Annotated in this window: 25 protein-coding genes; 9 read left to right on the plus strand and 16 right to left on the minus strand. The window is 67.9% G+C overall.

Going from position 1 to position 25705, the window contains the following annotated elements:
- The first annotated feature begins 3 nt into the window (after positions 1 to 3).
- Positions 4 to 882 carry a factor-independent urate hydroxylase gene (gene pucL / locus ACFOWZ_RS19250; RefSeq protein ID WP_382374301.1) on the plus strand — a complete coding sequence of 293 codons (879 nt, stop codon included), beginning with the start codon at positions 4 to 6 and terminating at the stop codon, positions 880 to 882.
- On the opposite strand, the gene ACFOWZ_RS19255 is transcribed toward pucL, so the two are convergent.
- The 4 genes from ACFOWZ_RS19255 to aceB all read right to left on the minus strand — a co-directional run bounded on the left by ACFOWZ_RS19255 (position 809) and on the right by aceB (position 5319).
- Positions 809 to 2092, minus strand: a complete 1284-nt coding sequence (locus tag ACFOWZ_RS19255) for an FAD-dependent oxidoreductase (RefSeq protein ID WP_382374303.1) — start codon at positions 2090 to 2092, stop codon at positions 809 to 811. The genes pucL and ACFOWZ_RS19255 overlap by 74 nt on opposite strands.
- A gap of 30 nt (positions 2093 to 2122) precedes the next feature.
- Positions 2123 to 2590 (minus strand): Imm1 family immunity protein, encoded by a 468-nt coding sequence (locus ACFOWZ_RS19260; protein WP_382374305.1) that lies wholly within the window; start codon positions 2588 to 2590, stop codon positions 2123 to 2125.
- A gap of 75 nt (positions 2591 to 2665) precedes the next feature.
- A complete protein-coding gene (locus ACFOWZ_RS19265; RefSeq protein ID WP_382374307.1) occupies positions 2666 to 3835 on the minus strand; it encodes a DUF6986 family protein in 1170 nt (389 codons plus the stop codon).
- On the minus strand, positions 3835 to 5319 hold the full coding sequence (gene aceB / locus ACFOWZ_RS19270) for a malate synthase A (protein ID WP_382374309.1): 1485 nt from the start codon (positions 5317 to 5319) through the stop codon (positions 3835 to 3837). The genes ACFOWZ_RS19265 and aceB overlap by 1 nt, the downstream gene beginning before the upstream one ends.
- A gap of 77 nt (positions 5320 to 5396) precedes the next feature.
- Between aceB and ACFOWZ_RS19275 the strand changes: the two genes are divergently transcribed.
- Complete coding sequence (locus tag ACFOWZ_RS19275; protein WP_382374311.1) at positions 5397 to 6137, plus strand: IclR family transcriptional regulator; 741 nt, start codon at positions 5397 to 5399, stop codon at positions 6135 to 6137.
- Positions 6138 to 6390: 253 nt separating this feature from the next.
- Here ACFOWZ_RS19275 and ftsY read toward each other — a convergent pair whose 3' ends face one another.
- On the minus strand, positions 6391 to 7689 hold the full coding sequence (gene ftsY / locus ACFOWZ_RS19280) for a signal recognition particle-docking protein FtsY (protein ID WP_382374313.1): 1299 nt from the start codon (positions 7687 to 7689) through the stop codon (positions 6391 to 6393).
- A gap of 120 nt (positions 7690 to 7809) precedes the next feature.
- Here ftsY and ACFOWZ_RS19285 point away from each other — a divergent pair, with 120 nt between their 5' ends.
- Complete coding sequence (locus ACFOWZ_RS19285; RefSeq protein WP_382375093.1) at positions 7810 to 8931, plus strand: anhydro-N-acetylmuramic acid kinase; 1122 nt, start codon at positions 7810 to 7812, stop codon at positions 8929 to 8931.
- Positions 8919 to 10478 (plus strand): sodium:solute symporter, encoded by a 1560-nt coding sequence (locus tag ACFOWZ_RS19290; protein WP_382374315.1) that lies wholly within the window; start codon positions 8919 to 8921, stop codon positions 10476 to 10478. The genes ACFOWZ_RS19285 and ACFOWZ_RS19290 overlap by 13 nt, the downstream gene beginning before the upstream one ends.
- On the opposite strand, the gene ACFOWZ_RS19295 is transcribed toward ACFOWZ_RS19290, so the two are convergent.
- On the minus strand, positions 10428 to 11351 hold the full coding sequence (locus ACFOWZ_RS19295; RefSeq protein WP_382374317.1) for a GNAT family N-acetyltransferase: 924 nt from the start codon (positions 11349 to 11351) through the stop codon (positions 10428 to 10430). The genes ACFOWZ_RS19290 and ACFOWZ_RS19295 overlap by 51 nt on opposite strands.
- A 66-nt stretch (positions 11352 to 11417) precedes the next feature.
- Between ACFOWZ_RS19295 and ACFOWZ_RS19300 the strand changes: the two genes are divergently transcribed.
- The 3 genes from ACFOWZ_RS19300 (at position 11418) to ACFOWZ_RS19310 (ending at position 12995) form a co-directional block, all read left to right on the plus strand.
- A complete protein-coding gene (locus ACFOWZ_RS19300; RefSeq protein ID WP_382374319.1) occupies positions 11418 to 11843 on the plus strand; it encodes a hypothetical protein in 426 nt (141 codons plus the stop codon).
- Positions 11844 to 11918: 75 nt separating this feature from the next.
- Complete coding sequence (locus ACFOWZ_RS19305) at positions 11919 to 12257, plus strand: hypothetical protein (protein ID WP_030467982.1); 339 nt, start codon at positions 11919 to 11921, stop codon at positions 12255 to 12257.
- Between the two features lie 24 nt (positions 12258 to 12281).
- Positions 12282 to 12995, plus strand: a complete 714-nt coding sequence (locus ACFOWZ_RS19310) for a lysophospholipid acyltransferase family protein (protein WP_382374321.1) — start codon at positions 12282 to 12284, stop codon at positions 12993 to 12995.
- A gap of 104 nt (positions 12996 to 13099) precedes the next feature.
- Here ACFOWZ_RS19310 and smc read toward each other — a convergent pair whose 3' ends face one another.
- From smc to ACFOWZ_RS19330, 4 genes are read right to left on the minus strand one after another with little or no spacing between them, the layout of a single operon-like run.
- Positions 13100 to 16762: a chromosome segregation protein SMC gene (smc, locus tag ACFOWZ_RS19315; protein WP_382374323.1), complete on the minus strand. Its 3663-nt coding sequence runs from the start codon at positions 16760 to 16762 to the stop codon at positions 13100 to 13102.
- A gap of 60 nt (positions 16763 to 16822) precedes the next feature.
- The gene (locus tag ACFOWZ_RS19320; protein WP_382374325.1) at positions 16823 to 17413 is read right to left on the minus strand and encodes an anti-sigma factor family protein; all 591 of its coding nucleotides are present in this window, start codon (positions 17411 to 17413) and stop codon (positions 16823 to 16825) included.
- Positions 17410 to 17916: a sigma-70 family RNA polymerase sigma factor gene (locus tag ACFOWZ_RS19325; protein ID WP_382374327.1), complete on the minus strand. Its 507-nt coding sequence runs from the start codon at positions 17914 to 17916 to the stop codon at positions 17410 to 17412. Before ACFOWZ_RS19325 ends, ACFOWZ_RS19320 begins: the two co-directional genes overlap by 4 nt.
- 33 nt (positions 17917 to 17949) lie before the next feature.
- Positions 17950 to 18222 (minus strand): acylphosphatase, encoded by a 273-nt coding sequence (locus tag ACFOWZ_RS19330; protein ID WP_382374329.1) that lies wholly within the window; start codon positions 18220 to 18222, stop codon positions 17950 to 17952.
- A gap of 81 nt (positions 18223 to 18303) precedes the next feature.
- Here ACFOWZ_RS19330 and ACFOWZ_RS19335 point away from each other — a divergent pair, with 81 nt between their 5' ends.
- The gene (locus ACFOWZ_RS19335; protein WP_382374331.1) at positions 18304 to 19026 is read left to right on the plus strand and encodes a CAP domain-containing protein; all 723 of its coding nucleotides are present in this window, start codon (positions 18304 to 18306) and stop codon (positions 19024 to 19026) included.
- Here the strand turns inward: ACFOWZ_RS19335 and ACFOWZ_RS19340 are convergent.
- From ACFOWZ_RS19340 to ACFOWZ_RS19355, 4 genes are all read right to left on the minus strand, one after another.
- A complete protein-coding gene (locus ACFOWZ_RS19340; protein WP_382374333.1) occupies positions 18999 to 19469 on the minus strand; it encodes a hypothetical protein in 471 nt (156 codons plus the stop codon). The two genes, ACFOWZ_RS19335 and ACFOWZ_RS19340, sit on opposite strands and share 28 nt — an antisense overlap.
- Before the next feature lie 185 nt (positions 19470 to 19654).
- Entirely contained in the window at positions 19655 to 20155 is a 501-nt protein-coding gene (locus tag ACFOWZ_RS19345) for a hypothetical protein (RefSeq protein ID WP_382374335.1), read from the minus strand.
- Positions 20156 to 20162: 7 nt separating this feature from the next.
- The gene (locus tag ACFOWZ_RS19350) at positions 20163 to 20843 is read right to left on the minus strand and encodes a response regulator (protein WP_382374337.1); all 681 of its coding nucleotides are present in this window, start codon (positions 20841 to 20843) and stop codon (positions 20163 to 20165) included.
- On the minus strand, positions 20840 to 23356 hold the full coding sequence (locus ACFOWZ_RS19355) for a DUF4118 domain-containing protein (RefSeq protein WP_382374339.1): 2517 nt from the start codon (positions 23354 to 23356) through the stop codon (positions 20840 to 20842). Before ACFOWZ_RS19355 ends, ACFOWZ_RS19350 begins: the two co-directional genes overlap by 4 nt.
- Before the next feature lie 303 nt (positions 23357 to 23659).
- On the opposite strand from ACFOWZ_RS19355, the gene ACFOWZ_RS19360 reads away from it, so the two are divergent.
- The gene (locus ACFOWZ_RS19360; protein WP_030467971.1) at positions 23660 to 24100 is read left to right on the plus strand and encodes a MarR family winged helix-turn-helix transcriptional regulator; all 441 of its coding nucleotides are present in this window, start codon (positions 23660 to 23662) and stop codon (positions 24098 to 24100) included.
- A gap of 33 nt (positions 24101 to 24133) precedes the next feature.
- Here the strand turns inward: ACFOWZ_RS19360 and ACFOWZ_RS19365 are convergent, their stop codons facing one another.
- Together ACFOWZ_RS19365 and ACFOWZ_RS19370 are read right to left on the minus strand one after the other, a co-directional pair.
- Positions 24134 to 25231, minus strand: a complete 1098-nt coding sequence (locus ACFOWZ_RS19365) for a DUF1700 domain-containing protein (protein ID WP_382374341.1) — start codon at positions 25229 to 25231, stop codon at positions 24134 to 24136.
- Complete coding sequence (locus tag ACFOWZ_RS19370) at positions 25228 to 25554, minus strand: PadR family transcriptional regulator (protein ID WP_030467969.1); 327 nt, start codon at positions 25552 to 25554, stop codon at positions 25228 to 25230. The genes ACFOWZ_RS19365 and ACFOWZ_RS19370 overlap by 4 nt, the downstream gene beginning before the upstream one ends.
- Positions 25555 to 25705 lie beyond the last annotated feature (151 nt).

Here is a 25705-nt window from a genome sequence, read left to right on the forward strand (position 1 = left end):
AACATGGCCATCGTCTTGGGCCCCAACCAGTACGGCAAGGCGGAGAACCGCCTCGTCACGGTGTCGCGCAACGGTTCCGTGCACACGATCAAGGACCTGACGGTCAGCACCTCGCTGCGCGGGGACCTCGCCGACACGCACCTGACCGGCGACAACGCCAAGGTGCTCGCGACCGACACGCAGAAGAACACTGTCTACGCGTTCGCGAAACAAGCCCCGGTCGGCGAGATCGAGGACTTCGCGCTGCGCCTGGGCCGGCACTTCGTGTCCTCGCAGGAGGCCATCACGGGCGCGCGCGTCCTGATCGACGAGCACTCCTGGGACCGCATCGACGGTCACGACCGCTCGTTCGTGCAGGGGTCGAACGAGAAGCGCACCACGGCCGTGACGATCGAGGGCTCACAGGCGTGGGTCGTGTCGGGCGTGCGCGACCTGGTGGTGCTGAAGTCGACGGGGTCGGAGTTCCACGGCTACCCGAAGGACCCGTACACGACGCTGAAGGAGACCAACGACCGCATCCTGGCCACGTCCGTGACGGCTCGGTGGCGTTATGCGGGTGTTGACGTCGATTGGGCGAAGTCGTTCGCGGAGATCCGTTCGATCATGCTGAAGACGTTCGCGGACAAGCACTCCCTGTCGTTGCAGCAGACGTTGTACGCGATGGGCGAGGCTGTTCTGAACGCACGGTCGGAGGTCGCAGAAGTACGGCTCTCCATGCCGAACAAGCACCACTTCCTGGTGGACCTCAGCGCGTTCGGGCTGGAGAACGACAACGAGGTCTTCTACGCCGCGGACCGCCCGTACGGCCTCATCGAGGGCTCGATCCTGCGGGACGACGCCCCCGAGGCAGGTCTTGCCTGGAGTACTTTGCCAGCCTTCTGAACACGACCGGGTTGAGCAGGGTGGCCGGCGAGGCGACCATGTGCACGACCCGGACGAAGCGGCGGAACAGGTCGGGGTCGTGGACGATCCCGGCCTGCCACTTCTTGAGGTACCAGCCGAGCAGCCCACCGCGCCGGGCCTCCACCCAGGTGCGGTCGGCGTTGCTGGACATCGCCCACGGCGCCTTCGAGGTCCTCGCGACCTTCCGCTGGAACTCCCGGCAGCCCTTGGCGCTGAAGTCCCTGTGCCGCCGGAACAACAGCGCCTCCATCGCCGCCACGGTGATCCCCTGGCCGTAGACGGGGTTGAACGCGCACACCGCGTCTCCCAGCGCCACCAGCCCACCCGGCCAGTTCGCGACGTCCTCGAAGGCGTTGCGGCGACTGGCCGTGCGCGCGAACAGGTAGACAGGCGTGAGCGGGTCGGCGTCCGCGAGCATCTTCGAGATCGGCACCCGCAGCGAGTCCAGGAAGTCCTGGAAGCCGTCGAGGTCGCGCGGCGGGTGATCACCACCGGCGCCCTGCGCGGTGACCATGATCCGGTCGCCCTCGACCCGCATCGCCGCGACGCCGCGCGGCAGGTCCGGCGCGGACGGGCTTTCCGCGTACACCACGGGAAAGCCCGCCGGCGCGGCGTAGATCCGGGTCGCGTACCCGGTACCGGAGTCGACCACCTCGGGTTCCGCCGAGGTGATCCCGGCCTCGGCGAGCCAGGCGCGCAGCTTCGACGACCGGCCGGACGCGTCCACGACCAGGTCCGCACCGACGTGACCGTCCCGCGTCCGCACGCCGTTCACGACGCCGTCGCGGAACGAGAGCCCGGTGACGTGCACGCCGTCCACGATCTCGGCGGTGACCCGCCGCCTGATGCACGTCTCGAGCAGCGGGCGGCTCAGCGACAGCAACGGCATGCCCAGGTGGGTCTTCGCGAGCCAGCCGAGCGGGTTGAGGATCTGCATGTCCCCGGCGTCCGCGAGCACCGCTCCCTCGCGCACGAGCTCGTCGCGCAGTCCGGGGAACAGCTCCTCCAGCAGTTCACCGCCGCGCACCAGCAGTCCGTGCGTGTGCCTTCCCTGCGGCACGCCCGCGCGGTAGTCGGGCTCGTCCTTCAGCTCGTCACGTTCCAGGACCACCACTTCGTCGCACGACTCGGTCAGCACCCGAGCGGCGAGCAAGCCGGCGATTCCCCCACCTATCACCAAGGCCTTCATGAGCCCATTCAACCAGGGCCCGCCTGAGGGTCAGCGGTTTTCCGTGCCTCGCAACGACATCTGCTGGTCGCGCCATGAGTGGAAGAGGTCCGCCTCGCAGTACCAGTCCACGCCCGTCGGACGCTCACCGGTCGTCATGAACTCGATCAGCAACTGCTTGTACAGGTCGAGTGGAACGCCGACACCGGGCGGGAAGTCCGTGTACTTCTCGTTCACGTACGGCGCCTCGACCGACCCCTTCGGCCAGCCCATGAAGGTGTTGTCGACGTAGTACATGTAGCCCCACCCGCCCCGCACGGCGAGCACGACGTTGTGGTCGGGATCGCCCTCGGCGGTGAGCGGCCTGCCGAAGTGGTCGAGCGATCCGTCGTTGCACTCCGGGCGCCCCAGCAGCCCGATCAACGTGTCCACATCCGCTGCGCACGCGACGACCTGGTACTTGTGCTCCGCCGCGTCGAGGTCGGGTAGACCGGTCCAAAGACCAGCACGCATGCTCATGCGAGCCACCCTGCACCCATTGCCGGGAACATTCGACACGCATTGACAGAACCACACGAACGGGTGATGACCCGATCAGGTCGAACGGGTGGCGAGCCCCCTCAGCGCTGACTCGTCGAGACCTGTCGCGACCTGCACTTCCACCGGATCGAGCGCACCGCAGTCCACCGCTCGGAGGAAGAAGGACGACAACGCCTGGGCGGTGGCCGGTTCATCCAGGACACCACCTGAGACGCGCTGCACATAGGACTTCAATCGTGCGGCGTCCGCGTCCAAACCTTCGCGGTAAAAGGCGTACACGGCCGCATAACGTGTCACCAGTTGTACCGGGTGCAGATCCCAGCCCTGATAGAAGCCGTGCTCCAGTGAGCGCCGCACGAGGCGGTAGTGCGTGTCCCAGCCGTGTTGCTTCTGGTCGCCGACGGGCAGCACGTTGGTGGAACCGTCCGACAGCCGGACACCCGTTCCAGCAGCAGACACCTGCATCACGTGCCGTGCGAAGTCACACGCGCCGTGCGCCAAGTGCTGCTGCGCTGCGGAAAGTCCACATCCCGCCGTGTAGTCGTACGTGCCGAAGTGCAGCCCTGTCACCCGGCCGCGGCCCGCCTCGATGAACTGCGGGATCGCCAACCGGCCGTCACCGTCCACAACGGACTGCGTGGTCTCGACCTGGATCTCGAACTTCAGCGGCTTGCCGAAGAGGTCGAGGACGTCCCCGAACACCTCGACCTGGTCGACCGACGTCACCTTCGGGAACGTGATCACGAAACCCGGCGGCACCTCTCCCAGCGCGGTCAGGAAGATGTCCAGCGTGCGCAACCCGCGTTCGCGCAACGCCTTGGTGTCGAACGACTTGATCCGCAGCCCGAACGACGGCGGCGCCGTGCCCGCCTCCAGCCAGCGGGACACGATGTGCGCCGTGCTCTCGGCGTCCATGTCCTCGACGTCGTCCTCGGGCGCGCCGTAGCCGTCCTCGAAGTCGATCCGCAGGTCCTCGACCGGCTCCCTGCGCAGCTTCGCCTCGACGCGGTCGAGCACGCCGTCCGGCAGGTCCGGCAACAGGTCCGGCTCTATCGACTCCAGCGCCTCCCGGCCCCAGTCCGCGATCGTGGACCCGATGATGCGGCCGGCGGGCACATAGCACGTGTGCACGGGCTGACGACCCACCGGCCAGGTGCGCTCCACAGTGGACAGCCGCGCGGTCACCCGCGCGACGTCCTCGGGTGACAGCGACGTCTGGTACATCAGATGCGCTCGTACGCCGGCAGCGTCAGGAAGTCGACGAAGTCCTCGGACAACGCCACCTGCTCGAACAGCTCGACGGCCGCCGCGACGTGCGGACCCTCCAGCTCGCCGCCCACACGCGCCAGGACCTCCCGCACGGCATCGGCGGTGACCTGTGTGCCGTCGTCGAGCACGACCTTGTTGTTGATCCACTGCCAGATCTGCGACCTGCTGATCTCCGCGGTGGCCGCGTCTTCCATCAGGTTGTGGATGGCCGCCGCACCGTTGCCGCCCAACCAGGACGCGATGTACCGCACGCCGACGTCGACAGCGCTCTCCAGCCCCGCCCGCGTGGCCGCACCACCGGCGGACTTGAAGTCCAGCAGCTGCTCGGCCGTCACCTCGACCTCGGGCCGCTGCTTGTCGAGCTGGTTCGGCCTGTCCCCGAGGACCCCGTCGAAGATCTCACGGCAGATCGGCACCAGGTCCGGGTGCGCCACCCACGACCCGTCGAACCCGTCGTTCGCCTCACGGGTCTTGTCCTCGCGAACCTTCCGCAGCGCGTTCTCGGTTACCTCGGGATCACGCCGGTTCGGGATGAACGCCGCCATACCGCCCATGGCGAACGCCCCGCGCTTGTGACACGTCTTCACCAGAAGCTCGGTGTACGCGCGCATGAACGGCGCCGTCATCGTCACGCTGTTGCGGTCCGGCAGCACGTAGTCCGCACCCGCGTCCCGGAAGTACTTGATGACGCTGAACAGGTAGTCCCACCGCCCGGCGTTGAGCCCCGACGCGTGCTCCCGCAGTTCGTAGAGGATCTCCTCCATCTGGAACGCGGCCGGAATCGTCTCGATGAGCACCGTCGCGCGAATCGTGCCGTGCGGAACACCGAGCAGCTTCTGCGCCGTGGTGAAGACGTCGTTCCACAGCCGCGCTTCGAGGTGCGACTCCATCTTCGGCAGGTAGTAGTAGGGCTTGCCCAACGACGCGTTGTGGAAGAAGTGCAGCCCGAAGTCGACCAGCGCGCCAACGGCGTTCTTGCCACCGAACTGGAGGTTGCGCTCGTCCAGGTGCCACCCGCGCGGCCGCACGACGATCGTGGGGTGCGGCCCACCCTTGAGCTTGTACTCCTTGCCCTCCGGCGAGGTGTACTCGATCGTCTCGCGCGCCGCCTCGTACAGGTTCACCTGCCCCTGCACGACGTTGTCCCAGTGCGGCGTGTTGGCGTCCTCAAGATCCGCAAGCCACACCTTGGCCCCGGAGTTGAGCGCGTTGATCGTCATCTTCCGCTCGGTGGGCCCGGTGATCTCGACGCGACGATCCTTGAGCGCATCCGGCGCCTCGGCAACCCGCCACTCACCGTCCCGCACGTGCTGAGTCTCCGGCAGAAACCCGAGAGGCCGCCGCTCCTTGCGCAGAGCGAGCAGCTCGTCCCGGCGCCCGGCGTGCGCCTCGTGCAGCTTCGCGACGAACTCAAGAGCCTCTTCGGTGAGCACCTGCACCTGGATCCACCTCTCTCAGGTTTTGCTGTGTGGACTATAGTTTTTGCATTGCGGAACTGCAATGAGAGGAGCCGCACGTGTCCACAGGTGGCGTGCAGTCCCTGCAAAGAGCCTTCGACCTGCTAGAACGCCTGGCAGACGCAGGCGGCGAAGCCTCCCTCTCCGAGCTGGCACAAAGCTCGGGCCTACCCCTCCCCACGATCCATCGCCTGATCCGCACCCTCGTCACGCTGGGCTATGTGCGTCAGAACAGCAACCGGCGCTACACCCTCGGCTCCCGCCTGATCCGCCTGGGCGAGACCGCCTCGCGCCAGTACGGCACGTGGGCCAGGCCTTTCCTCTCCCAACTAGTTGACTCGGTAGAGGAAACCGCAAACCTCGCCGTCCTGGACGGCGACGAGGTCGTCTACGTGGCACAGGTGCCCTCAAAACACTCGATGCGCATGTTCACCGAGGTGGGCCGCCGCCTGCTCCCCCACGGCACAGGCGTGGGCAAGGCGATGCTCTCGCAGTTGCCTCGGGACGAGGTCCGGTCGCTGCTGGACCGCACAGGCCTGCCCGCCTACACCCCGAACACGATCACGGACACGTCCGAACTCCTGGACGAGCTGGACGAGATCGCGGAACGCGGCTACGCCCTGGACGAGTCGGAGCAGGAACTGGGCGTGCGCTGCATCGCGGTACCGGTGATCGGTGGCCCAGCGCTGGCAGCGGTATCGGTATCGGGCCCGGAGGGCAGGCTGACGAAGGAGGCCGTGTCACGGATCCTGCCGGAGGTCATGGCCGTGGCGAAGCGCCTGGCGGACCGCGCGAGCTGACGCAGGCGTCCCCCGCTCCGGGACCTTTGCATCACAACCTGCTCAGCAGGTTCCCCACTTCACCGACGCTCGCCCCAACACAACACGCCATTGCTGCTATGGCGTCTGCAAGTACCACCAACCCAACATCAACAGGCCCGTAACTACACCCAACCTGTTCGGCGAGCGCCGAACAGGTTGGGTGTAGTTACCGGTGATTCGATCATGAGTTGGTAGTACTTGCAGACGCCTCAAAGCCGACGGGGAGACGACGTCACCCGAGCAAAGCATCCACGAAAGCACCCGGCTCGAACGGCGCCAGGTGGTCAGCGCCCTCACCGAGCCCCACCAGCTTCACCGGCACCCCCAACTCCCGCTGAACCTGAAAAACGATCCCACCCTTGGCAGTCCCGTCCAGCTTGGTGAGCACAATCCCGGTGATGTCGACCTGCTCAGCGAACACCCGAGCCTGAGTGAGCCCGTTCTGCCCAGTAGTGGCATCCAGCACCAGCAGAACCTCATCCACCACAGCCTGCTTCTCCACGACGCGCTTCACCTTGCCGAGCTCATCCATGAGCCCCTTCTTGGTGTGCAACCGCCCAGCCGTGTCGATCAGCACCGTGGACACCCCGGTGTCCATCCCCCGCTTGACCGCCTCGAACGCCACCGAGGCGGGATCCCCGCCCTCGGGCCCCCGCACAGTCTCAGCCCCGACCCGCTTCCCCCAGGTCTCCAACTGATCCGCAGCCGCCGCACGGAACGTGTCCGCAGCCCCCAACAACACCGTGCGCCCATCAGCCACCAGAACACGCGCCAACTTGCCGGTGGTGGTCGTCTTGCCGACACCGTTGACTCCGACAACCAGCAACACAGCGGGCTTACCGGCGTGCGGCAGCGCCTTCAACGACCGGTCCATCTTCGGGTGCAACGCATCCACCAGCACCGACCGCAGCAACGCAGTGGCCTCGGCCTCGGTCCGCACCCCGGCCCCAGCGATCTTCGACCTCAAAGTCGACACGATCTCGGTCGTGGTCGCCGCACCCAGGTCCGCGATCAGCAACGTGTCCTCGACGTCCTGCCACGAGTCCTCGTCCAGGTCGCCGGCGCCCAGCAGTCCGAGCAACGACGAGCCGAACGCGTTGCGCGACTTCGACAGCTTCCCGCGCAGCCGTTCGAGCCGCCCGGCCGTGGGCTCGATCTCCTCGACCTCGGACGCCTCTTCCGGCAGGTCGACCTCGACGAAGCCGCGCTTCACCGAGTCACGCGGCACGGAGGCGTCGTCGCCGACGCCCGGCTGGCCGTCGACCTCGGTCCGGTCGGCCACCGGGTGCTCGACGGGCGCGGTGTTCGCGACGGCCTCGACGGTCGCCACCACCTCCGCCTCCGAGGCCTCGGGCGCGGCCGGGGCCAGCGAGATCCCGGACGCGGCCTGGTATCCGCCGGACTTCGGGCCCTCCTCCTTCTGGGTGAGGCTGATGCGACGGCGACGCGTCAGCACCACGCCGGTCACCAGCGCGGCGATCAGCACGACCGCCACGACGACGAGGATCAGGACAAGGGAAGACGTCGACACGGGACCATGGTTTCACAGGCCCGCATGTGACCTGTCAACCAGATATTGCTCAATTAGGCGAAAATTTCACCGAAGCTCTTGCGCCTGTACGCGGTGTGGAATAGACCACACGTCGTGAGGGTGATCGGACTGATTTCCGGCACGTCGATGGACGGCATCGACGTGGCCGTCGCCGACCTGTCGATCAACGGCGACGTCGTCGAGCTCGTGCCGGTGCAGTGCGCCGAGCACCCCTTCCCCAAGGACCTGCTGGAGAAACCGCGGGACCTCGCTGAAGTGTGCGCCTTCGACACGTCGCTCGGGCAGGCTTTCGGAGAAGTCGCCGCCGGGTACCTGCCCGCGGACCTGATCTCCTCGCTCGGCCAGACCGTCCACCACGAGGTGCAGGACGGCGACTGCCTCGGCACGCTGCAGCTCGGCCAGCCCGCGTGGATCGCCGAACGGACCGGGCTGCCGGTCGTCGCCGACCTGCGCGTGCGCGACGTCGCCGCGGGTGGTCAGGGAGCGCCGCTCGCGAGCACCCTCGACGCGCTGTGGCTGGCCGGCGACACCCCCGCGGTCGCGTTGAACATCGGTGGCATCGCGAACATCACCGTCGTGCGGCCCGACAGCCCGCCGATCGCCTACGACACGGGGCCCGGCAACGCGCTGATGGACGCCGTCATGGAGGTCATCTCCCACGGGCAACGCCGCCAGGACACCAACGGCGAATTCGCGCGAAGAGGCGTCGTCCGCGAGGACGTCCTCAAGAAGCTCCTCTCCGACCCGTACTACTCGAAGCCCTGGCCCAAGTCGACGGGCAAGGAGCTGTTCAACGCGGACTACCTCCAGGGGTTCCCGACCGTCCCCGCCGAGGACATGCTGCGCACGCTCGCCGAACTGACCGCCCGCACCATCGCGGACGCGTGCCGCGCGCACGATGCGAGTGTCGTCGTCGCGTCCGGAGGCGGCATGCGCAACCCGGTGCTGGTGGAGGCAGTGGAAAACGCCCTCGACCCGATCCCGCTGCGGATCAGCGACTCCCTGGGCCTGCCCAGGGACGGCAAGGAGGCCTACCTGGCCGCACTGCTCGGATTCCTGACGTGGCACGGGGTTGCGGGCAACACTCCGTCCGCGACCGGTGCGTCCGGCCCGCGGCTGCTCGGCAGCATCACTCCCGGCAACGGGCCGCTCCGGCTGCCCGAACCCGTGACGACCGCAGTGACCAAGCTGAAAGTGGGGGAACCGAAGTGCGCGGACTAGACCTCGCGATCATCGCCCTGTTCCTCGTCGGCATGCCGTTGCTCGGCACGTGGATCGGCGGCAGGCAGAAGTCGTCCACCGACTACTTCGTCAGCGAGAAGAGCATCTCGTGGTGGGTCGTCTGCCTGTCGGTCGTGTCTGCGGAGACGTCGACGCTCACGGTCCTGAGCGTGCCGGTGATCGCCTACATGGCGACGCCCGCGCAGGGCGGCATGACCTACCTGACGCTCGCGCTCGGCTACATCGTCGGACGCATCGTCGTGAGCTTCGTGCTGCTGCCGCGCTACATCGCCGGTGACCTCGTCACGGCGTATGCGTTCCTGGGCAAGCGTTACGGCAACGGCATGCGCGCCACAGCGTCCGTGACGTTCCTCTTCACGCGTCTGCTCGCGGACGGCATCCGGCTCTTCGCGACCGCGATCCCGATCAAGGTCGTGCTGGCCGAGTACGGGATCACCGCGTCGTACTGGGCGATCGTCGTGGCGCTGGGCATCGCGATGGTCTTCTACAGCTTCTTCGGCGGCGCCCGCGCGGTCGTGTGGGTCGACGCCATCCAGATGCTCTGGTACGTCCTCGGCGGCGTCGTCGTGGTGTGGGTGCTGGCCGGTCAGCTGCCCGACGGCTGGCTCGGCAAGGCAGCGGACGCGAGCAAGTTCCAGATCTTCGACTTCACCTCGTCACCGCTGACGGGCGCCTACCCGTTCATCGCGGCGTTCTTCGGTGGCGCCCTGCTGTCGATGGCCTCGCACGGCGCGGATCAGCTGATCGTGCAACGGCTCATGGCCACGCGGGACGTGAAGTCCGCGCAGAAGGCGTTGATCGCCTCCGGTTTCGTGGTGTTCCTGCAGTTCGCGTTCTTCCTGTTCATCGGCGTGATGATGTGGGCGTTCTACAACGGCGTCGACCCGGTGAAGGGCCTGGGGCTCAACAACAAGGACGAGCTCTTCGCCCACTTCATCGTCAACGACCTGCCTTCGGGACTCTCCGGCTTCGTGATCGCCGGCATCCTCGCGGCCGCGCTGTCGTCATCGTTGGGCGCCTTGGCTTCCAGCACCGTCACGGACGTGTACGAACGCGTCCGCAAGACCCCGATGACCGACGAAGAACGCCTGCGCCACGGGCGGATCTGGACCCTGGTGTGGGCCGGACTGCTCATCGTCTGCGCGGGTCTGTTCGCCTCCTCGAACAAGACCACGGCTGACCCGATCGTGGTGCAGGCGCTCGGCATCGCCGGCTACACCTACGGCGCGCTGCTCGGGGCCTTCCTCCTCGGCCTGATCTTCAAGCGCGTCACGCAGGTGGACGCGATCATCGCGTTCGTGACGACGGTGCTGGTCGTCGGTTTCGTGATTCTCGGGGTCAAGTTCGTCGGCAGCACGCCGACGATCGACTTCGCGAAGGCCGACGCGACCCGGAAGTCCCTGACCGGCTGGTGGAACACGCCCCTGGGGGTGGCGGTCACCCTGGTTGTCGGTGGGTTGCTGTCACTGCGGCACTCACGCGGTGTGCCGGTAGGCGACGAGCTCGATGTGAAGGCGAAAGCCTAGGCGGGCGAACATGTTCTGCGACGACGAGTTGCCTGAGTGGATGGAAGCGGCGGCCTGCGGTCGTGCACCGTGGTCCGCCGCGAGTTTCCAGAGCAGTTCGGTGACGAGTGCCGCGCCCACGCCCTGACCGCGGACGTCGGGTTCCACGGCCACGAAGTCGATGTAGTACTCCTCGGGCTGGGCTTTGCCGGCGGCGTAGCCCAGCACGCGTTGGCCGTCCATCGCGACGACGACCGTGCGGTTCTCCGGCTTGGACTCGACGAGTTGCTTGCCGGACAGGTACGTGCGGGGAAAACATCGTTCGTGCAGGACCGCGACGGCCTCGTGCACGAACGGATCGGTCGGGAGGACGCGCATCTCGCGTTCGCTGGGGCACTTCGCGTCCCTCAGCAACAACGTGCGCAGATCCCCGTTGTCGAGTACGTGGATGGCACTCGCCTTGCCGGCGGCGAAACCGTGGCGTTCGGCGAACGCCGCCAGCCGCCGGTGGGCGGTGTGCCCGTAGAGCTCGAGGTCGGTGGTGCCGGCGAGGAGCTCGGCGGCGCGCCGGAACATCGCGTCGGCGGTCTGGTCCCAGATGCGGCTGCCCGCCGGGTGGTTGACCGGTACGTCGACGAACGGTCCGTGCAGCCACGCGCGGCCCAGCTCGGCGTCGATCTCCACGCTGAGCATGCCGGTGATGTTGTCGTCGGCGTCGACGGCCACCACCGTGCAGTCGGCCCAGCTGGGCTCGAACTCGCCGAGCTCCGCGCGGAGCTCTTCGACTGTCTCACCGAGGTACCCGATGTGATGCGCGTTGTCGGCCTGGAGCCGGACCAGCAGCGCCATCGTGGCGCCGAGGTCGCCAGGTTCGGCGAAACGGATGTCGTACATGGAAGGAATGGTTGCTCCCGCGGCGGCCGGACGCGAGGGAGTTTTCGGACGGGTAAAATGGCGTGGATGTCCTCCGTGCGGGAACTCGAAGAGCTCGTGGCCGCCCATGCCGGCGATTTCGGACGAGCGGCGCGCGAGCTCAGGGCACAGGTCCAGGACCACACCGAGCTCGTCGGCGCGGATCACCCCCGGACCCTCGGCCTCCGGCTGGACCTCGCGAGGCTGCTCGGCACCGCATCGCAGTTCACCAAGGCCATCCGCGTCTGCGAACCCCTCCTGCGCGACCAGGTCCGCGTGCTGGGCTCCGAGCACGCCGACACCTTGGAGACCAGACAGCTGCTGGCCAATCTGCGGTACCAGACCGGCGACACCGAAGGCGCGGCCGGCGAGCTGGAGCAGTTGCTGGCGACGCTGTCGCACGTGCTCATGCCCACTCACGACCGGATCACCAAGCTGAAGCGCGACATCGCGTTCCTGAAGAGATCCACCTGAGGTACGCCTCACACGACCGGGAGGACACCCAGATTCGGGCTTGCAGGGCTGGTGAGGGTGGGGGACTCTTCTACGGTGAGTGAGGAAACGATCCAACTCGATCTCAACGAAACCGGGGTGGCCGTCGACCTGCCCTTGCCGGCGAACAACCGGGACGGCGTCCAGGGTGTTCCGTACCGGCCGGTCGAATTCCGAGACGATGACCTGCCCACTGCTCTGGAACGTGCCGCCGCGTGGCTGCGGCAGACCCAGGAGTGGCTGGGCGAGCCCGTGGACGTCATCGCAGTCCATCTTGACTACGACGACACACACGGCAACCCGTACTACGACCTCAAGCTGCTGTGCAACGACGAGGACCTCGCGGGCGTGCCGAAGGTCATGCGAGAACACGAAGGGGCCGCTACCGGTCAGTAGCTTTTCCGGCTACCGTTCGGAAGCATGTCGGATCGCGTTTATCCCCCGGTGATCGCCGCAGCGAAGCTCATGTTCAAGGTGCTCGACCTGCAGATCACCATCGAGGGGGCGCACCACGTCCCGCGCACCGGAGGAGCGGTGCTGGCGTCCAACCACGTCAGCTACCTCGACTTCATCTTCGCGGGCTACGGCGCGCGCCCGTCGGGACGCCTCACGCGGTTCATGGCGAAGCACGAGATCTTCGCCAACAAGATCGCAGGCCCGCTCATGCGCGGCATGCACCACATCCCCGTCGACCGGAGCGCGGGCCAGGCCTCCTACCAGCAGGCCCTGTCCGCGCTCCGCACCGGCGAGGTCGTCGGGATCTTCCCCGAGGCGACCATCAGCCGTTCGTTCACGGTCAAGGACATCAAGTCCGGCGCGAACCGCCTGGCGCACGAGGCCGGCGTACCGCTCGTTCCCATGGCGTTGTGGGGCACGCAGCGCCTGTGGACCAAGGGCCGTCCCAAGAACCTGACGCAGCGGCACGTGCCGATCACGATCCTCATCGGCGAGCCGTTCGAGCCCTCCCCCGGCGACTCCGGCGACGGACTGCTGCGCAAGCGCATGCAGGACCTGCTGGACACCGCGCAGGCCGGTTACCCGAACGAGCCGGGTGCCTGGTGGGCTCCGGCGCACCTGGGTGGTACCGCGCCCACGCCGGAAGAGGCCGCGCGGCTGGACGCCATCCGCGACTGACCTGCGGATACAAGATTCTCACAAGGTCGGGCGCGCACAGTGGTGGTGCGCGCCTGAAGTGGTGAGGTTCGACCTGGGGGACTTCACCCCTTCAGGCGCGACCCTCAGTCCTCTGCCGGTTCGGGCGCCGCTTCCTGTGCAGGCGCCGTCTCCTCGGCGGGCGCCGCCTCCGGTACGGGAGCCGCGGCACGGGCAGGCTCGTCTCCGGACGTCCGCAGCCGCTGCGAGATCACCTGCGAGATGCCGTCACCGCGCATCGAGACGCCGTAGAGCGCGTCCGCGATCTCCATGGTCGGCTTCTGGTGCGTGATGATCAGCAGCTGCGACCGGTCCCGCAGCTGCTGGAACAGGCCGATCAGCCGGTGTAGGTTCGTGTCGTCCAGCGCCGCCTCGACCTCGTCCATGACGTAGAACGGTGAGGGACGGGCGCGGAAGATCGCGACCAGCATCGCGACGGCGGCCAGCGACTTCTCGCCGCCGGAGAGCAGCGACAGGCGCTTGACCTTCTTGCCGGGCGGGCGGGCCTCCAGCTCGATGCCGGTGGTCAGCATGTCCTCGGGCTCGGTCAGCACCAGCCGGCCGTCGCCGCCGGGGAACAGGACCTTGAAGACGATCTCGAACTCGCGCGCCACGTCCTCGTAGGCCGACGTGAAGACCTCCAGGATCTTGTCGTCGACCTCCTTCACGACGGTCAGCAGGTCGCGGCGGGTGTCCTTGATGTCCTCGAGCTGGGTCGAGAGGAACTTGTAGCGCTCCTCCAGCGCCGCGAACTCCTCCAGCGCGAGCGGGTTCACCTTGCCCAGCAACGACAGGTCGCGCTCGGCACGCTTGGCGCGCCGGGCCTGCGTGTCCCGGTCGTAGGGCATCGGCTGCGGCTCGGAGACCTGCTCGCCGCGTTCCTTGGCGGCCTGGTACTCGGCCATCTCCTGGGCCGACGGAGGCACGGGGCAGTCGGGGCCGTACTCGTTGACGAGGTCGTCGAGGCCGATGCCGAAGTCCTCGGCGATCTTGGTCTCGAGCTGCTCGATGCGCAGGCGCTGCTCGGCCCTGAGCACCTCGTCGCGGTGCACGGCGTCGACGAGCTTCTCCAGCTCGCCGGACATCTCGCGGACGAGGTTGCGCACCTGGGTGAGCAGGAGCTCGTGCTGCTGACGGCGTTCCTGAGCCAGATCGCGCTCACGGGCGGCGCGGGCCAGCGAAATTTCGATGCGTTCCAACGCCTGCTCGCCGCCGCGGACAACTGCCTTCGCGACCTGGGCTCCACGCGCGCGGTGCTGCGTTGCGCGCGCGTGGCGTTCACGAGCCTCACGCTCGGCGCGCGCGGCACGACGCAGACCGTCTGCCTTGCCCTGCAACGCCCGTGCGCGCTCTTCTGCGGTGCGCTGCACAAGGCGTGCGTCCATCTCGGCCTGGCGCGCCTGGGCGAGCTCGGCGGCCAGCGCGTCGCGCTGGTCGGTGTCCGGCTCGTCCTCCAGCGTCTGCTCCTCCTCGGCCATCAGCAGCCGCTCTTCGAGCTCGCCCAGCTTCAGCAGGGCTTCCTCGCGCGACCGCTCGACCTTGGCGCGTTGCTCGGTGATGCGGCTGACCTCGGCCTCCGCGGACCGCACTGCCGCGACCATCCGGTTCAGCCGCTCGCCGGAGCGGGCCTGGCGGACCTTGGCCTCCTGCACGGCCTCCTTGACCGCGTCGAGCACCTTGCGGCGGGCCTGCTGCTCGGCGCGGGCGCCTTCCAGCGCGGCCGAGGCGTGCTCCAGCGCGCGTTCGGCGGTCGCCAGCTGCTCCTGGGCCTCGTCGACGGCCGCCTGCACCTCGATCACGCTCTGGCCCTGCGATCCCGAGCCACCGATCGCCCAGTCCGTGCCGAAGACGTCGCCGTCACGGGTCACCGCGCGCACGTTCAGGCGGGCCGCGGTGTCCAGATCGTCCACCACCGCAAGACGATCGAGCGCGCGCGCCAGTGCCGGACGCAACGCCTCGGGCGCGTGCACGACGTCGATCGCCCACCGCGCGCCGTGCGGGAGGTACCCCCACTGCGAGGTGTCCGCAGTGGAGCCGTACGAGCCGATGAGCACGCCTGCGCGACCGGCGTCCTTCTCCTTCAACAGCTTCAGCGCCTGCAAAGCCCCGTCGCCGGAAGAAACCGCCACAGCGTCCGCGATCGGGCCCAGTGCGGCCGCCAGGGCAACCTCGAAACCGGGTTCGACAGTCAGCAGAGCAGCGACCGAACCCAGCAGGCCCGGCACGTCGGACGCGAGCAGCGCGCCCGCACCGTCCTTGCGCGTCAGGCCCAACGAGAGAGCGTCCACGCGGGCGCGCCACGACGCGATGTCGCGTTCTGCGGTGCGTTCGGCCTTGACCAGTTCCTCGACGCGCTGCCGTGCCGCGTCGTTGGACTGCACGGCGTGACGGTGACGTTCGTCGAGGTCGTTGTCTCCCTCGTCCTCGTAGCCGGTGACCGCCTGCGCCTCAGCGAGTTCGATCGACGCGAACTCGACGCGTTCGGAGGCTTCGGCGAGCGTGCCGGAAAGTCGTTCGATCTCCTCGGCGGTCGCGTTCGTCTTGCTGCGCAACGCTTCCACCTGACCGGACAGCCTCGCCAGGCCCTCGCGGCGGTCGGCGATCGCGCGGACGGCGGCGATGTGCGCCTTCTCGGCCTGGGAGACCATGCGCTCGAGCTCGGACCGCGTCTCCACGGCCTCGGCCAGAGCGATCCTCGCCTCGGTCACGCCTTCCTGGAGCTCCAGCTCCATCTCGGCGGTCTCCTCGGCCTCGCGCTCGAGGTCGTCGGGGTCGCGGCCGCGGGACGGCGCGTCCAGCTCGGCGGACAGGTGCCGCGCGCGTTCGGCGGCGAGGCGGACGGTGCCGCGCAGCCGTTCCTCCAAAGCAGACAGCCGGTACCAGGTGTCCTGCGCCGCCTGCAGCTTCGGCGAGTCGGCGGCGACGCGCTCTTCCAGCTCGTTCTGCTGGTACTGCGCGGCCTGCAACGACTTCTCGACCTCGGCGCGGCGCTCGCGGGCCTTCGCCTCGTCGTGTTCCTCCTGCGCAATGGCTTCCCGTTGCGTCACGAGGTCGTCGGCGAGCAGGCGGAGTTTGCTGTCTCGCACCTCGGACTGCACGACCTGTGCGCGGCGGGCGATCTCGGCCTGCTTGCCGAGCGGCTTGAGCTGGCGGCGGAGTTCGGCGGTGAGGTCGGTGAGACGCGTCAGGTTCGCCTGCATCGCCTCGAGCTTGCGCAGCGCCTTTTCCTTGCGCTTGCGGTGCTTCAGGACGCCGGCGGCCTCTTCGATGAAGGCGCGGCGTTCCTCCGGTTTGGACTCGAGGATCGCGGCGAGCTGGCCCTGACCGACGATCACGTGCATCTCGCGGCCGATGCCGGAGTCGGACAACAGCTCCTGGATGTCCATCAGGCGGCACGAGTTGCCGTTGATCTCGTACTCGGTGGCGCCCTCGCGGAACATGCGGCGGGTGATCGACACCTCGGTGTACTCGATCGGCAGCATGCCGTCGGAGTTGTCGATCGTCAGCGTCACCTCGGCGCGACCGAGCGGCGCGCGGCCGGACGTGCCGGCGAAGATGACGTCCTCCATCTTGCCGCCGCGCAGGTCCTTGGCACCCTGCGTGCCCATCACCCAGCGCAGCGCGTCGAGCACGTTGGACTTGCCGGACCCGTTGGGGCCGACCACACAGGTGATGCCGGGCTCGAAGCGCAGCGTGGTAGCCGAGGCGAAGGACTTGAAGCCCTTCAGCGTCAGGCTCTTGAGATGCACGCCGGGCAGAGTACCCAAACGCTTGCGTTAGATGCGTTAGGCGTGCCGTGACCTGCGTTTCTAGGGACGGAGAGTAACCAGGAGCCCTGTTTCGTCAGACACTTCCAGGCGATCTATCTGATCTACCCGGAACGACGTGGAACCGGGAATCCGCTCGTCAGCGGCGTGGCTCGACCCCCACCAGCCACCGATCTCGCGCTGACCGGCCCGGTCGAACACCATCACCTTGCAGCGCGCGCCCGCTTTGACGTTGCCGAGCTGGAACCACATCTCGGTGCCCCAGGACTTCGTGACCATGGAGACGCTGGCGTCGACCCCGGTCCTCTGGTCGTGCGACGCCCACGTCGGTGCAGGTGGAGGCGTCAGGAGCAGGACGCCGCCGGCGAGCGCCAGGACGAGCAACACGGCCGCGCACAGGACCAGCACGCGGCGGTGACGGTTCGGTTCGGGCGGACACTCGGGGATCTCGTCGAGGTTCTCGACGTCGTCCAGGCTCAGCCGGCCGAGCAGACCCGGCAGCGGAGCCAGTCGCAGCATCTCGGCCTGGCACGCGTCGCACGAGCCGAGATGACGTTCGAACGCGGACCGCTCCTTGAGGTCGAGCGACCCGAAGAGGTAGGCGCCGACGTCGACGGTGTGCTGGCAGTTCACGCCTCGGTCACCCCTCTTTCCTCCAGCGCGTCGCGCAGCGCCCGCAGTGCGTAGAAGCAGCGCGACTTGACCGTGCCCGGCGGGATGCCGAGCGCTTTGGCGGCCTCCGCGACGGTGCGGCGGCGGTAGTACAGCTCGATGACGACCGTCCGGTGCTCGGGCGTGAGCGCCCGCAGCGCCGACGCGATCTGCCACGTCTGCAGCACGTGCTCGACCTGGTCGTTGACCGGTGGCAGGTCCACCGGTTCGAGCGGCACCTCGGTCGCACGTGCGTTGCGGCGGCGGTAACCGGAGATCACCAGGTTCTTGGCCACCGTGTAGAGCCACGGCGCGGCGTCGTCCGGGTTCAGCTCCTCGTGGTGCCGCCACGCGCGGAGCAGGGTCTCCTGGACGACGTCCTCCGCCTGCTGGAAGTCGCCGTCGACCAGCCGCAACACGTAGTGCAGCAGCGGGCCTCGCCAGCGGTCGTACAGCTGGATGAGGACGTCTTCCGGGGAGTCCACGCTCCCTTACTACGCCACCTCTTCCGGAAAGGTTCAGCGCTCGACGAAGCCGTTCAGGTCGCCCCTGGCGTCGGTCCATTGCTCACCGACAGATTCGACATGTCCGGGAGTTTCACCCGAACGGAGAGCATTGAGCAGTTCTTCACACTTCTCCCGAGGACCCTCGGCGACGACCTCGACCCTGCCGTCCGGCCTGTTCGAAGCGCTGCCGACCAGGCCCAGTTCCAGCGCCCTCGCCCGCGTCCACCAGCGGAAACCAACGCCCTGCACTCGTCCACGCACCCACGCGTTCAGTCGCACGTCCACCCCCGAATGGTTGCGTAGTGACCCAAGGTGACTGAAAGCGCACTCTGGGGTTGTCACCCATTAGTGGTACGGTGCCGACTCGTGAGTGCCCGCAGCCTCTTACTCGGCCTGCTGATCGGTGCAACCGGCGTCGGCGGTCTGGCCTTCTCCGGTACCTCTCCTCTCGGCATCAGCTTCACCAACGCCGCACAGCAGGAGACCACCGACGCAGCGAACCAGTTGGGCACAGGCAACGCCGCGGCACCCAACAACAGACAGACGTCGTCCGACAACACAGGCGTCGGCACCCCCACGGCATCGTCGTCCTCCTCAGCTCCCACCACGTCGTCGACGACGGCCACCTCCACCTCTTCTTCGTCAGCGGCTCCCACCACCACGACGACGCCTCCCGAAGCGCCGAAGCCGCCCGCCGATCCCCCGCAGCAGCCGGGCAACAAGACCCCGGAACAGGCGGTGCTGGAGCTCGTGAACGACGCTCGCTCCGCGAAGGGCTGCAAGGCGCTCGTGATCGACGACCGCATCACGACCGCGGCCCAGGCCCACAGCACGGACATGGCGACCCAGAACTACTTCTCGCACACCTCGAAGGACGGCAGGACCTTCGACGTGCGGATGAAGGAAGCGGGCTACCCGAGGCCCGGCGGCGAGAACATCGCGAAGGGCTACACCACGCCCGAGCAGGTCATGCAGGGCTGGATGAACTCCACGGGCCACCGCGAGAACATCGAGAACTGCACCTTCACCACCATGGGCCTGGGTCTCGACACCCGTGGCAACTACTGGACCCAGAACTTCGGTCGCTGACGCTTGAGCAGGGGAAACTTCGTGTACGAGAGCCCGGAACCGGACTCGCGCTCGCGCTTCTTCAAAGGTGCGCCGCAGGTCGTCCTAGCCGTGTCCGGCGTCGTGTTGGCGACCGTCTTCGCCGCCGTCGCCTCACTCGCCGCGGGCTCGGACACCGCCACCGAGACCCCGTCGACCCAGCCGCCGCGCAAGGAGGCCGTGAAGGACGCCCTGAGCATCGTGCCGACGTCCTCCCCGACCACGACCGTCGAGCAGACGTCGTCGTCCTCCTCCGAGACGCCGACGTCCACCACCACGACGACGACGAAGAAGCCGACGCGCATCACGACCATCACACGGCCCGACGGCACCACGACCACCGTCACGACCGATGACCCGCCACCGGTGACCACGTCGTCCAAGACGACCACCACCACGACGACCACGACTACAACTACGACCACCACCACGACCGTGGACCCGACGACAACGACGACGAGTCCGTAGGGTTACGCCAGTCACCAACAAGTGACGCAGAGCTACACGAAGGTGTGGCCTGACTGAGGCTTTGGTGCGTTTCCGCCGATAACTCGAACGCAAGTCCATCCGACCGGGTTTCCCACGAGGAGATGGGTGTGTTCGAGGAAGATCATCCGCAGTCACCGACCGAACCGGTGCCCCCGAAGAAGCGAGTGGGCACGGCAGTGATGCTGGCTGCGGGCGGCGTGGTCGTGGCAACCCTGTTCGCCACGGTGGCGTCCATGCTCGCCGCGTCCGGCAAGGAGGCGACCCCGGAGCGGGCGTCCGCGGACGTCGTCGAGACCCTCACGAGCGTGGCACCGGACGGCAGCACCAGCACGGTCGTCGTCACGGTCTCCTCGGGTGCGCCGAAGTCGTCTGTGGCGGACCGGAAGCAGGGGGCGCGGCCGCAGGAGCAGCCGAAGCCGGCTCCGCCGGAGCAGCCGAAGGTGACTACCAACGTGCCGGCTACTTCGCAGACGCAGAGCAACCCGCCTACGTCTTGGAGTGAGACGCCGACGTCTCCTTCTACTTCTTCGTCCTCGTCCACGGCTGCGCCGACGTCGTCCTCGTCGTCGAGTTCGGTTGCGCCGGAGCCGAAGCCGTAGGGCTCGTCGGGGTTGCGCCTCACCTCGGCACTACAGCTCGAACCGGTACCCCATCCCCGGCTCCGTCAGCAGATGCCGCGGCCGCGCGGGCTCCGGTTCCAGCTTCCGCCGCAGCTGCGCCACGTACACCCGCAGGTAGTGGGTCTCCTTCTCGTAGGCGGGGCCCCACACCTCGCGCAGCAGCTGCTTCTGGGCCACCAGCTTCCCGGCGTTGCGGGCGAGGAGTTCCAGAAGGCCCCACTCGGTGGGCGTGAGGTGGACTTCGGCGGAGTCCTTCAGCACACGCTTGGCCGCCAGGTCCACGGTGAAGGACGAGGTTTGCACGACCGGTTCGTCCTCGGGGCCCGTGACGGCCGAGCGGCGGACTGCGGCGCGCAGGCGGGCCAGCAGTTCGTCCATGCCGAAGGGTTTGGTGACGTAGTCGTCGGCGCCTGCGTCCAGGGCGTCCACCTTGTCGGTCGAGTTGGTGCGGGCCGAGAGGACGATGATCGGCAGGGTGGTCCAGCCTCGCAGGCCCGCGATGACGTCGGTGCCGTCCATGTCGGGCAGGCCCAGGTCGAGGACCACCACGTCCGGTTTGCCGTCGGCGGCCTGGCGCAGGGCCGTGGCGCCGTCGTGGGCCGTCAGGACCTCGTAGCCGCGGGCCGCGAGGTTGATCCGCAGCGCGCGCACGATCTGCGGTTCGTCGTCGACCACCAGTACCTTCGTCACGCCACCCTCTCATCGGCCGGGAGTGAGATCACCACGGTCAGTCCGCCGCCGGGTGTGTCCTCCATGGTGATCGTGCCTCCCATCGCCTCGGTGAAGCCCTTCGCCACGCTCAGGCCGAGGCCGACGCCGCCCGGTGTGCGGTCGCCCAGGCGTTGGAACGGGGCGAAGACCTCGTCCGCGGTGCCCTTGGGCAGGCCTCGGCCGTGGTCGACGACGCGCAGTTCCACCTCGTCGCCGTGCGCGGAGGCCCACAGCGCCACGGCGCCTGCGTAGCGCAGGGCGTTGCCGACAACGTTCGCGATCACCCGTTCGAGCAGGCCCACGTCGGCGCGCACGGGCGGTAGCGACTCTGGGACGTCCACCTCGATGTCGCCGGTCAGGCCGCTCAGGGCTCGTGCCACCGCCTCGTAGTAGCCGACTGCGCGGAACTGCGGCTCGACGGCTCCGGTGGCCAGTCGTGACGAGTCGAGGAGGTTGTCGACCAGGGCCGTGAGGCGGTCCGCCGACTCCTCGACCGCCTCCAGCAGTTCGGCCGTGTCGGACGCGGAGAGCGTCAGTTCCGGGTCGCGCAGGGAGCCCACCGACGCCTTGATCGAGGTCAGCGGCGTGCGGAGGTCGTGGCCGACGGCGGAGAGCAACGCCGTGCGCAGCTCGGAGCGGGAGGCCTGGCGCTGGGCTTCGAGGGCCTGCTCGGCCATCCGCTGCTGCCTCAACGCGAGCAACGCCTGGCCGGCGGCGGCCTCCAGAACACGGCGGTCGGAGGCGGGCAGCGAGCGGCCGCGCAGTGCCAGGTGGACGTCGGGAGTCACCGCGATGTCAACGTCCGCCTCGTCGGGCTCGTCGCACGGGCTCGCGCCGACGCACGCCACCCGCGCCCAGTCGCCGTCGACGCGTTCCAGCAACGCGACGGACGTGAGGCCGAAGTTCTCCTTCACCTTCTCCAACAGCCGTGCGAGCGGATACGGGTTCGTCAACACGGTGCGCGCGTACGACGCGAGGAGCGTCGCCTCGGTCCGAGCGCGCGCTGCCTGTGTCGCACGGCGCGCGGCGCGGTCCACCACCAACGCCGTGGAGACGCCCACGACGATCATCGCGAAGAAGGTCAGCACGTTCTGCTGCGCGTCGATGGTGAACGTGTAGAAGGGCTCGGTGAAGAAGAAATTGAGCAACAACGCGCTGATCAGCGCGGTGACGATCGACGGCCCGAGTCCGCCGACGATCGCGACGACGAGCGTGACCAGCAGGTACGTGATGACGTTCGTGGAGAAGTTCAGGCTGCCGCGCATCGACGCGCCGGCCGCCGTCACCAGCGCGGGTCCGGCCAGCGCGAGGACCCAGCCCCACGCGAGCCTGCCCGGCCTGAGCGGACTTCCCGCGGCCCGTGCGCGCCAGCCGCTGGTCGTCGCCGGGTGCGTGACCATGTGGACGTCGATCGCGCCGGACTCCTGCACGACCGTGGAGCCGATACCGGCGGAGAACACGCGCGCGAGCCGTGAACGGCGCGATGTGCCGACCACGAGCTGAGTGGCGTTGACGCCGCGTGAGAACTCCAACAGCGCCGTCGGCACGTCATCGCCCACAACGGTGTGAAAGGTGGCACCGACGTCATCGGCGAGTTTTCGGTACTTCGTCAACGCGTGCGGATCGGCACCTGCCAGGCCATCGCCCCGAAGAACGTGCACGACGAGAAGGTCGCCACCCGCGCGCGTGGCGATGCGACGCGCGCGACGGATGAGCGTCTCGCTCTCCTTGCCTCCGGTGATCGCGACGACGACGCGTTCGCGCGTCTCCCACGTGTCGGTGATCTGCTGCTCGGCTCGGTAGCGCAGCAACCCGACGTCGACCTGGTCCGCGACCCACAGCAGCGCGAGCTCGCGCAACGCCGTGAGGTTGCCGACGCGGAAGTAGTTGCCGAGGGCCGCGTCGATCTTGTTCGCGGTGTAGACGTCGCCGTGGGCGAGCCTGCGGCGGAGCGCTTCCGGGGTCAGGTCGACGAGCTGCGTCTGGTCGGCTTTGCGCACGACCTCGTCCGGCACGGTTTCCTGCTGCGGAACGCCCGTTATGCGGTGAACGACGTCGTTGAGAGATTCCAGGTGCTGCACGTTGACGGTGGACAGCACGTCAATCCCGGCGTCGAGGAGTTCCTCGACGTCCTGCCACCTTTTTGCATTACGGGATCCGGGCACGTTGGTGTGCGCCAGTTCGTCGACGACGACGAGCTCCGGTGCGCGGGCCAGCACCGCGTCGACGTCCATCTCCGTGAGTTCCACACCGCGGTGCGTGGAGTGTGCGCGCGGCACGATTTCCAGGCCCTCGACCAGTTCGGCGGTCTTCGCACGGCCGTGGGTCTCCACAAATCCGACGACCACGTCCGTACCGCGTTCCCGCCGCCGGTGCGCCTCGCCGAGCACGGCGAACGTCTTGCCGACACCGGGAGCAGCACCGAGGTAGATGCGGAGCTCGCCACGCCTGGGTTTCGCACTCACCGGACCAGTCTGCCCCTGGCCCCGCATGGGCTGTTCGGGGGTATGCGCTGCGCCACACGGTCACGCACGTGCGCCTTCCCACAGTTCTGACCGCGGATCTGTCTCGTTGAATCATCCTTCAGCACGGCGACCGTTCGAGTGAGCTTCGCTGCGCTTTTTACGCCGTTTACCAGCACATTTAAGTGTGCCGGACGCGCGCGGTGACACCCCGCGTAACCACAACGGCCGAATGGGTTATCGGCAGTTGGCGGATAGCGCGCAGAGCGTGAATGAGGGAAAGTGCCAGGGTTCGTGTCCGAATTCGGACAATCACATGCGCGCGGAGAAACGATGCCCACCACCGTCACCAACCACGAGGCTCTTCAACTCGTGGTGGCCGTGCACCGGCTGGTGCGAAGTCTTCGACAGGCCGCTCCGGCCCGTCGTTTGCAACCCACCCAGTTATTGGTGCTGTCAGAACTGAGCGCCCACGGCCCGATGCGGATCGGCGAGATCGCGGTGCGCGCGCTGTGTTCGCAGCCGACCGCGACAACCGTCGTGACCAGCCTCGAGTCCACCGGTCTCGTGCGTCGGGAGCCCGACGCCGCCGACGGCAGGGCGACGATAGTCGTGCTCACCGAAGTCGGTCGCGAGACGATCCTGTCGCTGGCTCACGGCGAGGCCGAACTATTGAGTGAAAGAATGGCCGAACTTTCGCCAGAAGACAGAGAACACCTGCGCTCGGCCATGCCGGTATTGCGCCACCTGGCCGAACCGCAGGAGAACAAGTAGGAGCGGGACCCCCCGACAGGTCCCGCTCCAGGATTACTTGCTGGGTGACACGGAAGTAGGTGGCACCGAGCTCGAAGTCGCGCTTCCAGAACTCGACGACGGCGTACTCGGCGTTGATGACGGAGCGTCCTCGCTCGGTGCCACCGTGTAGCAGGTGCCGTTTTCGTAGTCGATCTTCGGCCGCGGATACCTGTTAGCCGGAATCATCGGCTGAGGGTCACTCCCACGGCAGCCGTAGTACTGCTGCGGCGCGTTGATGGGATTGCCGTCCTGGTCGTACAGCAACACGTTGGTCAGCAACTTGCCGTTCTCGTCATACGCGTAGATGTTCTGGTACGTCTCCACGATCGGCGTCGGGTAGGACGACCGCGACGTGTTGTACCCCAGCTGGTCCGCCGTCACGTCGATCATCTGGAACAGCAGCCCCACCGCCAGCGCCGAGGCCGGCAGGCTGAACCACAGCCATCGCCGGTCGACCTTGGCCCGCGGCCCGGCGAACACCGACACCACCGCAACCGCGGCGATCACGAGAAACCCGAGGATGTCGCGCCCGGCGAGCAGCACGGCACCGAGCCCGAGCAGAGCGGCCCGCACCAGCCACCACGCCGGCTGCAGCGACTTCAGGTAGGTGATCGCCCGGTCCGCCGGCGTTCCCGCCTCCGGGCTGAGCCACTTCTGCAGCCTGTGCGTCTCCGGCAGGTTCATGATCTCCTGCTGAGCGGCCCCGCGGTCGTGCACGAGCGCGAGGCTCAGCACCAGGATCACCGCGGGCACGAGCAGGATCGCGGGCTCCTTCAACGCCGCGGCCCCCGCGAGCAGCGTGACACCGGTCGCGATCACCAGCCCCCACGCCGCCGCCCGCGGCCTGGTGAGCAACTGCTTCTTGGTCGTGACCGGCAACCGTTCGGTCCGCGGCGGATACCCGGCGGCCTGCCGGAGCTCCTGCGCGTACTGCTCGGGCGACCCCAGCCGCTGCTCGAGCGTCTCGTTCTCCCCGAGCTCAGTGGACAGCTCGGCGACGTGCGCCTCGACGTCCTCCATGATCTCGGCGACCTCGTTGGGCGGCAGGTCGTCGAGGGCCGCACGCATCCCCGCCAGGTAGTGCTCGATGCCGAGCGCTTGCGTGTTCATGCCGCGACCTCCTCGAGCAGGCCGTCCAGCGTGCTGGCGAACGACCTCCACGTCTCCCTCGACTCAGCCAGGCGCACCCGCCCGGTCTCGTTGATGCTGTAGTACTTGCGGTGCGGCCCCTCTTCGCTCGGCACCACGTACGAGGTCAGCATCCCCGCGTTGTAGAGCCTCCGCAGCGTTCCGTACACCGACGCGTCCCCCACGTCGTTCAGTCCCCCGGCGCGCAGTCTGCGCACCACGTCGTACCCGTACCCGTCGTCCTTGCGCAGAACCGCAAGGACGGCCATGTCGAGCACCCCTTTGAGCAGCTGACTGGTGTCCATGGTTTCTCCCGCCCTCGGCTTGGTGGTCGAAATCGGCGAAGCCCATTTCGACCACCAAACGAACCCCGTCTTTCCGGAGCGTCAGCACTGTTGCGCCGTGAACACTACTACGCACTGCGCAGTACTGTCTAACGCGGGAGTCTCAAATCGG

The sequence above is a fragment of the Lentzea rhizosphaerae genome (genome assembly GCF_042649515.1).
Taxonomy (GTDB): Bacteria; Actinomycetota; Actinomycetes; order Mycobacteriales; family Pseudonocardiaceae; genus Lentzea; species Lentzea aerocolonigenes.

What these genes read in the sequence shown, in the direction of transcription:
- pucL (WP_382374301.1), top strand. Translation starts at nt 4, where the DNA reads ATGGCCATCGTCTTGGGCCCCAACCAGTACGGCAAGGCGGAGAACCGC.
- ACFOWZ_RS19255 (WP_382374303.1), bottom strand. Translation starts at nt 2,092, where the DNA reads ATGAAGGCCTTGGTGATAGGTGGGGGAATCGCCGGCTTGCTCGCCGCT.
- ACFOWZ_RS19260 (WP_382374305.1), bottom strand. Translation starts at nt 2,590, where the DNA reads ATGAGCATGCGTGCTGGTCTTTGGACCGGTCTACCCGACCTCGACGCG.
- ACFOWZ_RS19265 (WP_382374307.1), bottom strand. Translation starts at nt 3,835, where the DNA reads ATGTACCAGACGTCGCTGTCACCCGAGGACGTCGCGCGGGTGACCGCG.
- ACFOWZ_RS19295 (WP_382374317.1), bottom strand. Translation starts at nt 11,351, where the DNA reads ATGTACGACATCCGTTTCGCCGAACCTGGCGACCTCGGCGCCACGATG.
- ACFOWZ_RS19300 (WP_382374319.1), top strand. Translation starts at nt 11,418, where the DNA reads ATGTCCTCCGTGCGGGAACTCGAAGAGCTCGTGGCCGCCCATGCCGGC.
- ACFOWZ_RS19310 (WP_382374321.1), top strand. Translation starts at nt 12,282, where the DNA reads ATGTCGGATCGCGTTTATCCCCCGGTGATCGCCGCAGCGAAGCTCATG.
- ACFOWZ_RS19355 (WP_382374339.1), bottom strand. Translation starts at nt 23,356, where the DNA reads ATGCGGGGCCAGGGGCAGACTGGTCCGGTGAGTGCGAAACCCAGGCGT.
- ACFOWZ_RS19360 (WP_030467971.1), top strand. Translation starts at nt 23,660, where the DNA reads ATGCCCACCACCGTCACCAACCACGAGGCTCTTCAACTCGTGGTGGCC.
- ACFOWZ_RS19365 (WP_382374341.1), bottom strand. Translation starts at nt 25,231, where the DNA reads ATGAACACGCAAGCGCTCGGCATCGAGCACTACCTGGCGGGGATGCGT.
- ACFOWZ_RS19370 (WP_030467969.1), bottom strand. Translation starts at nt 25,554, where the DNA reads ATGGACACCAGTCAGCTGCTCAAAGGGGTGCTCGACATGGCCGTCCTT.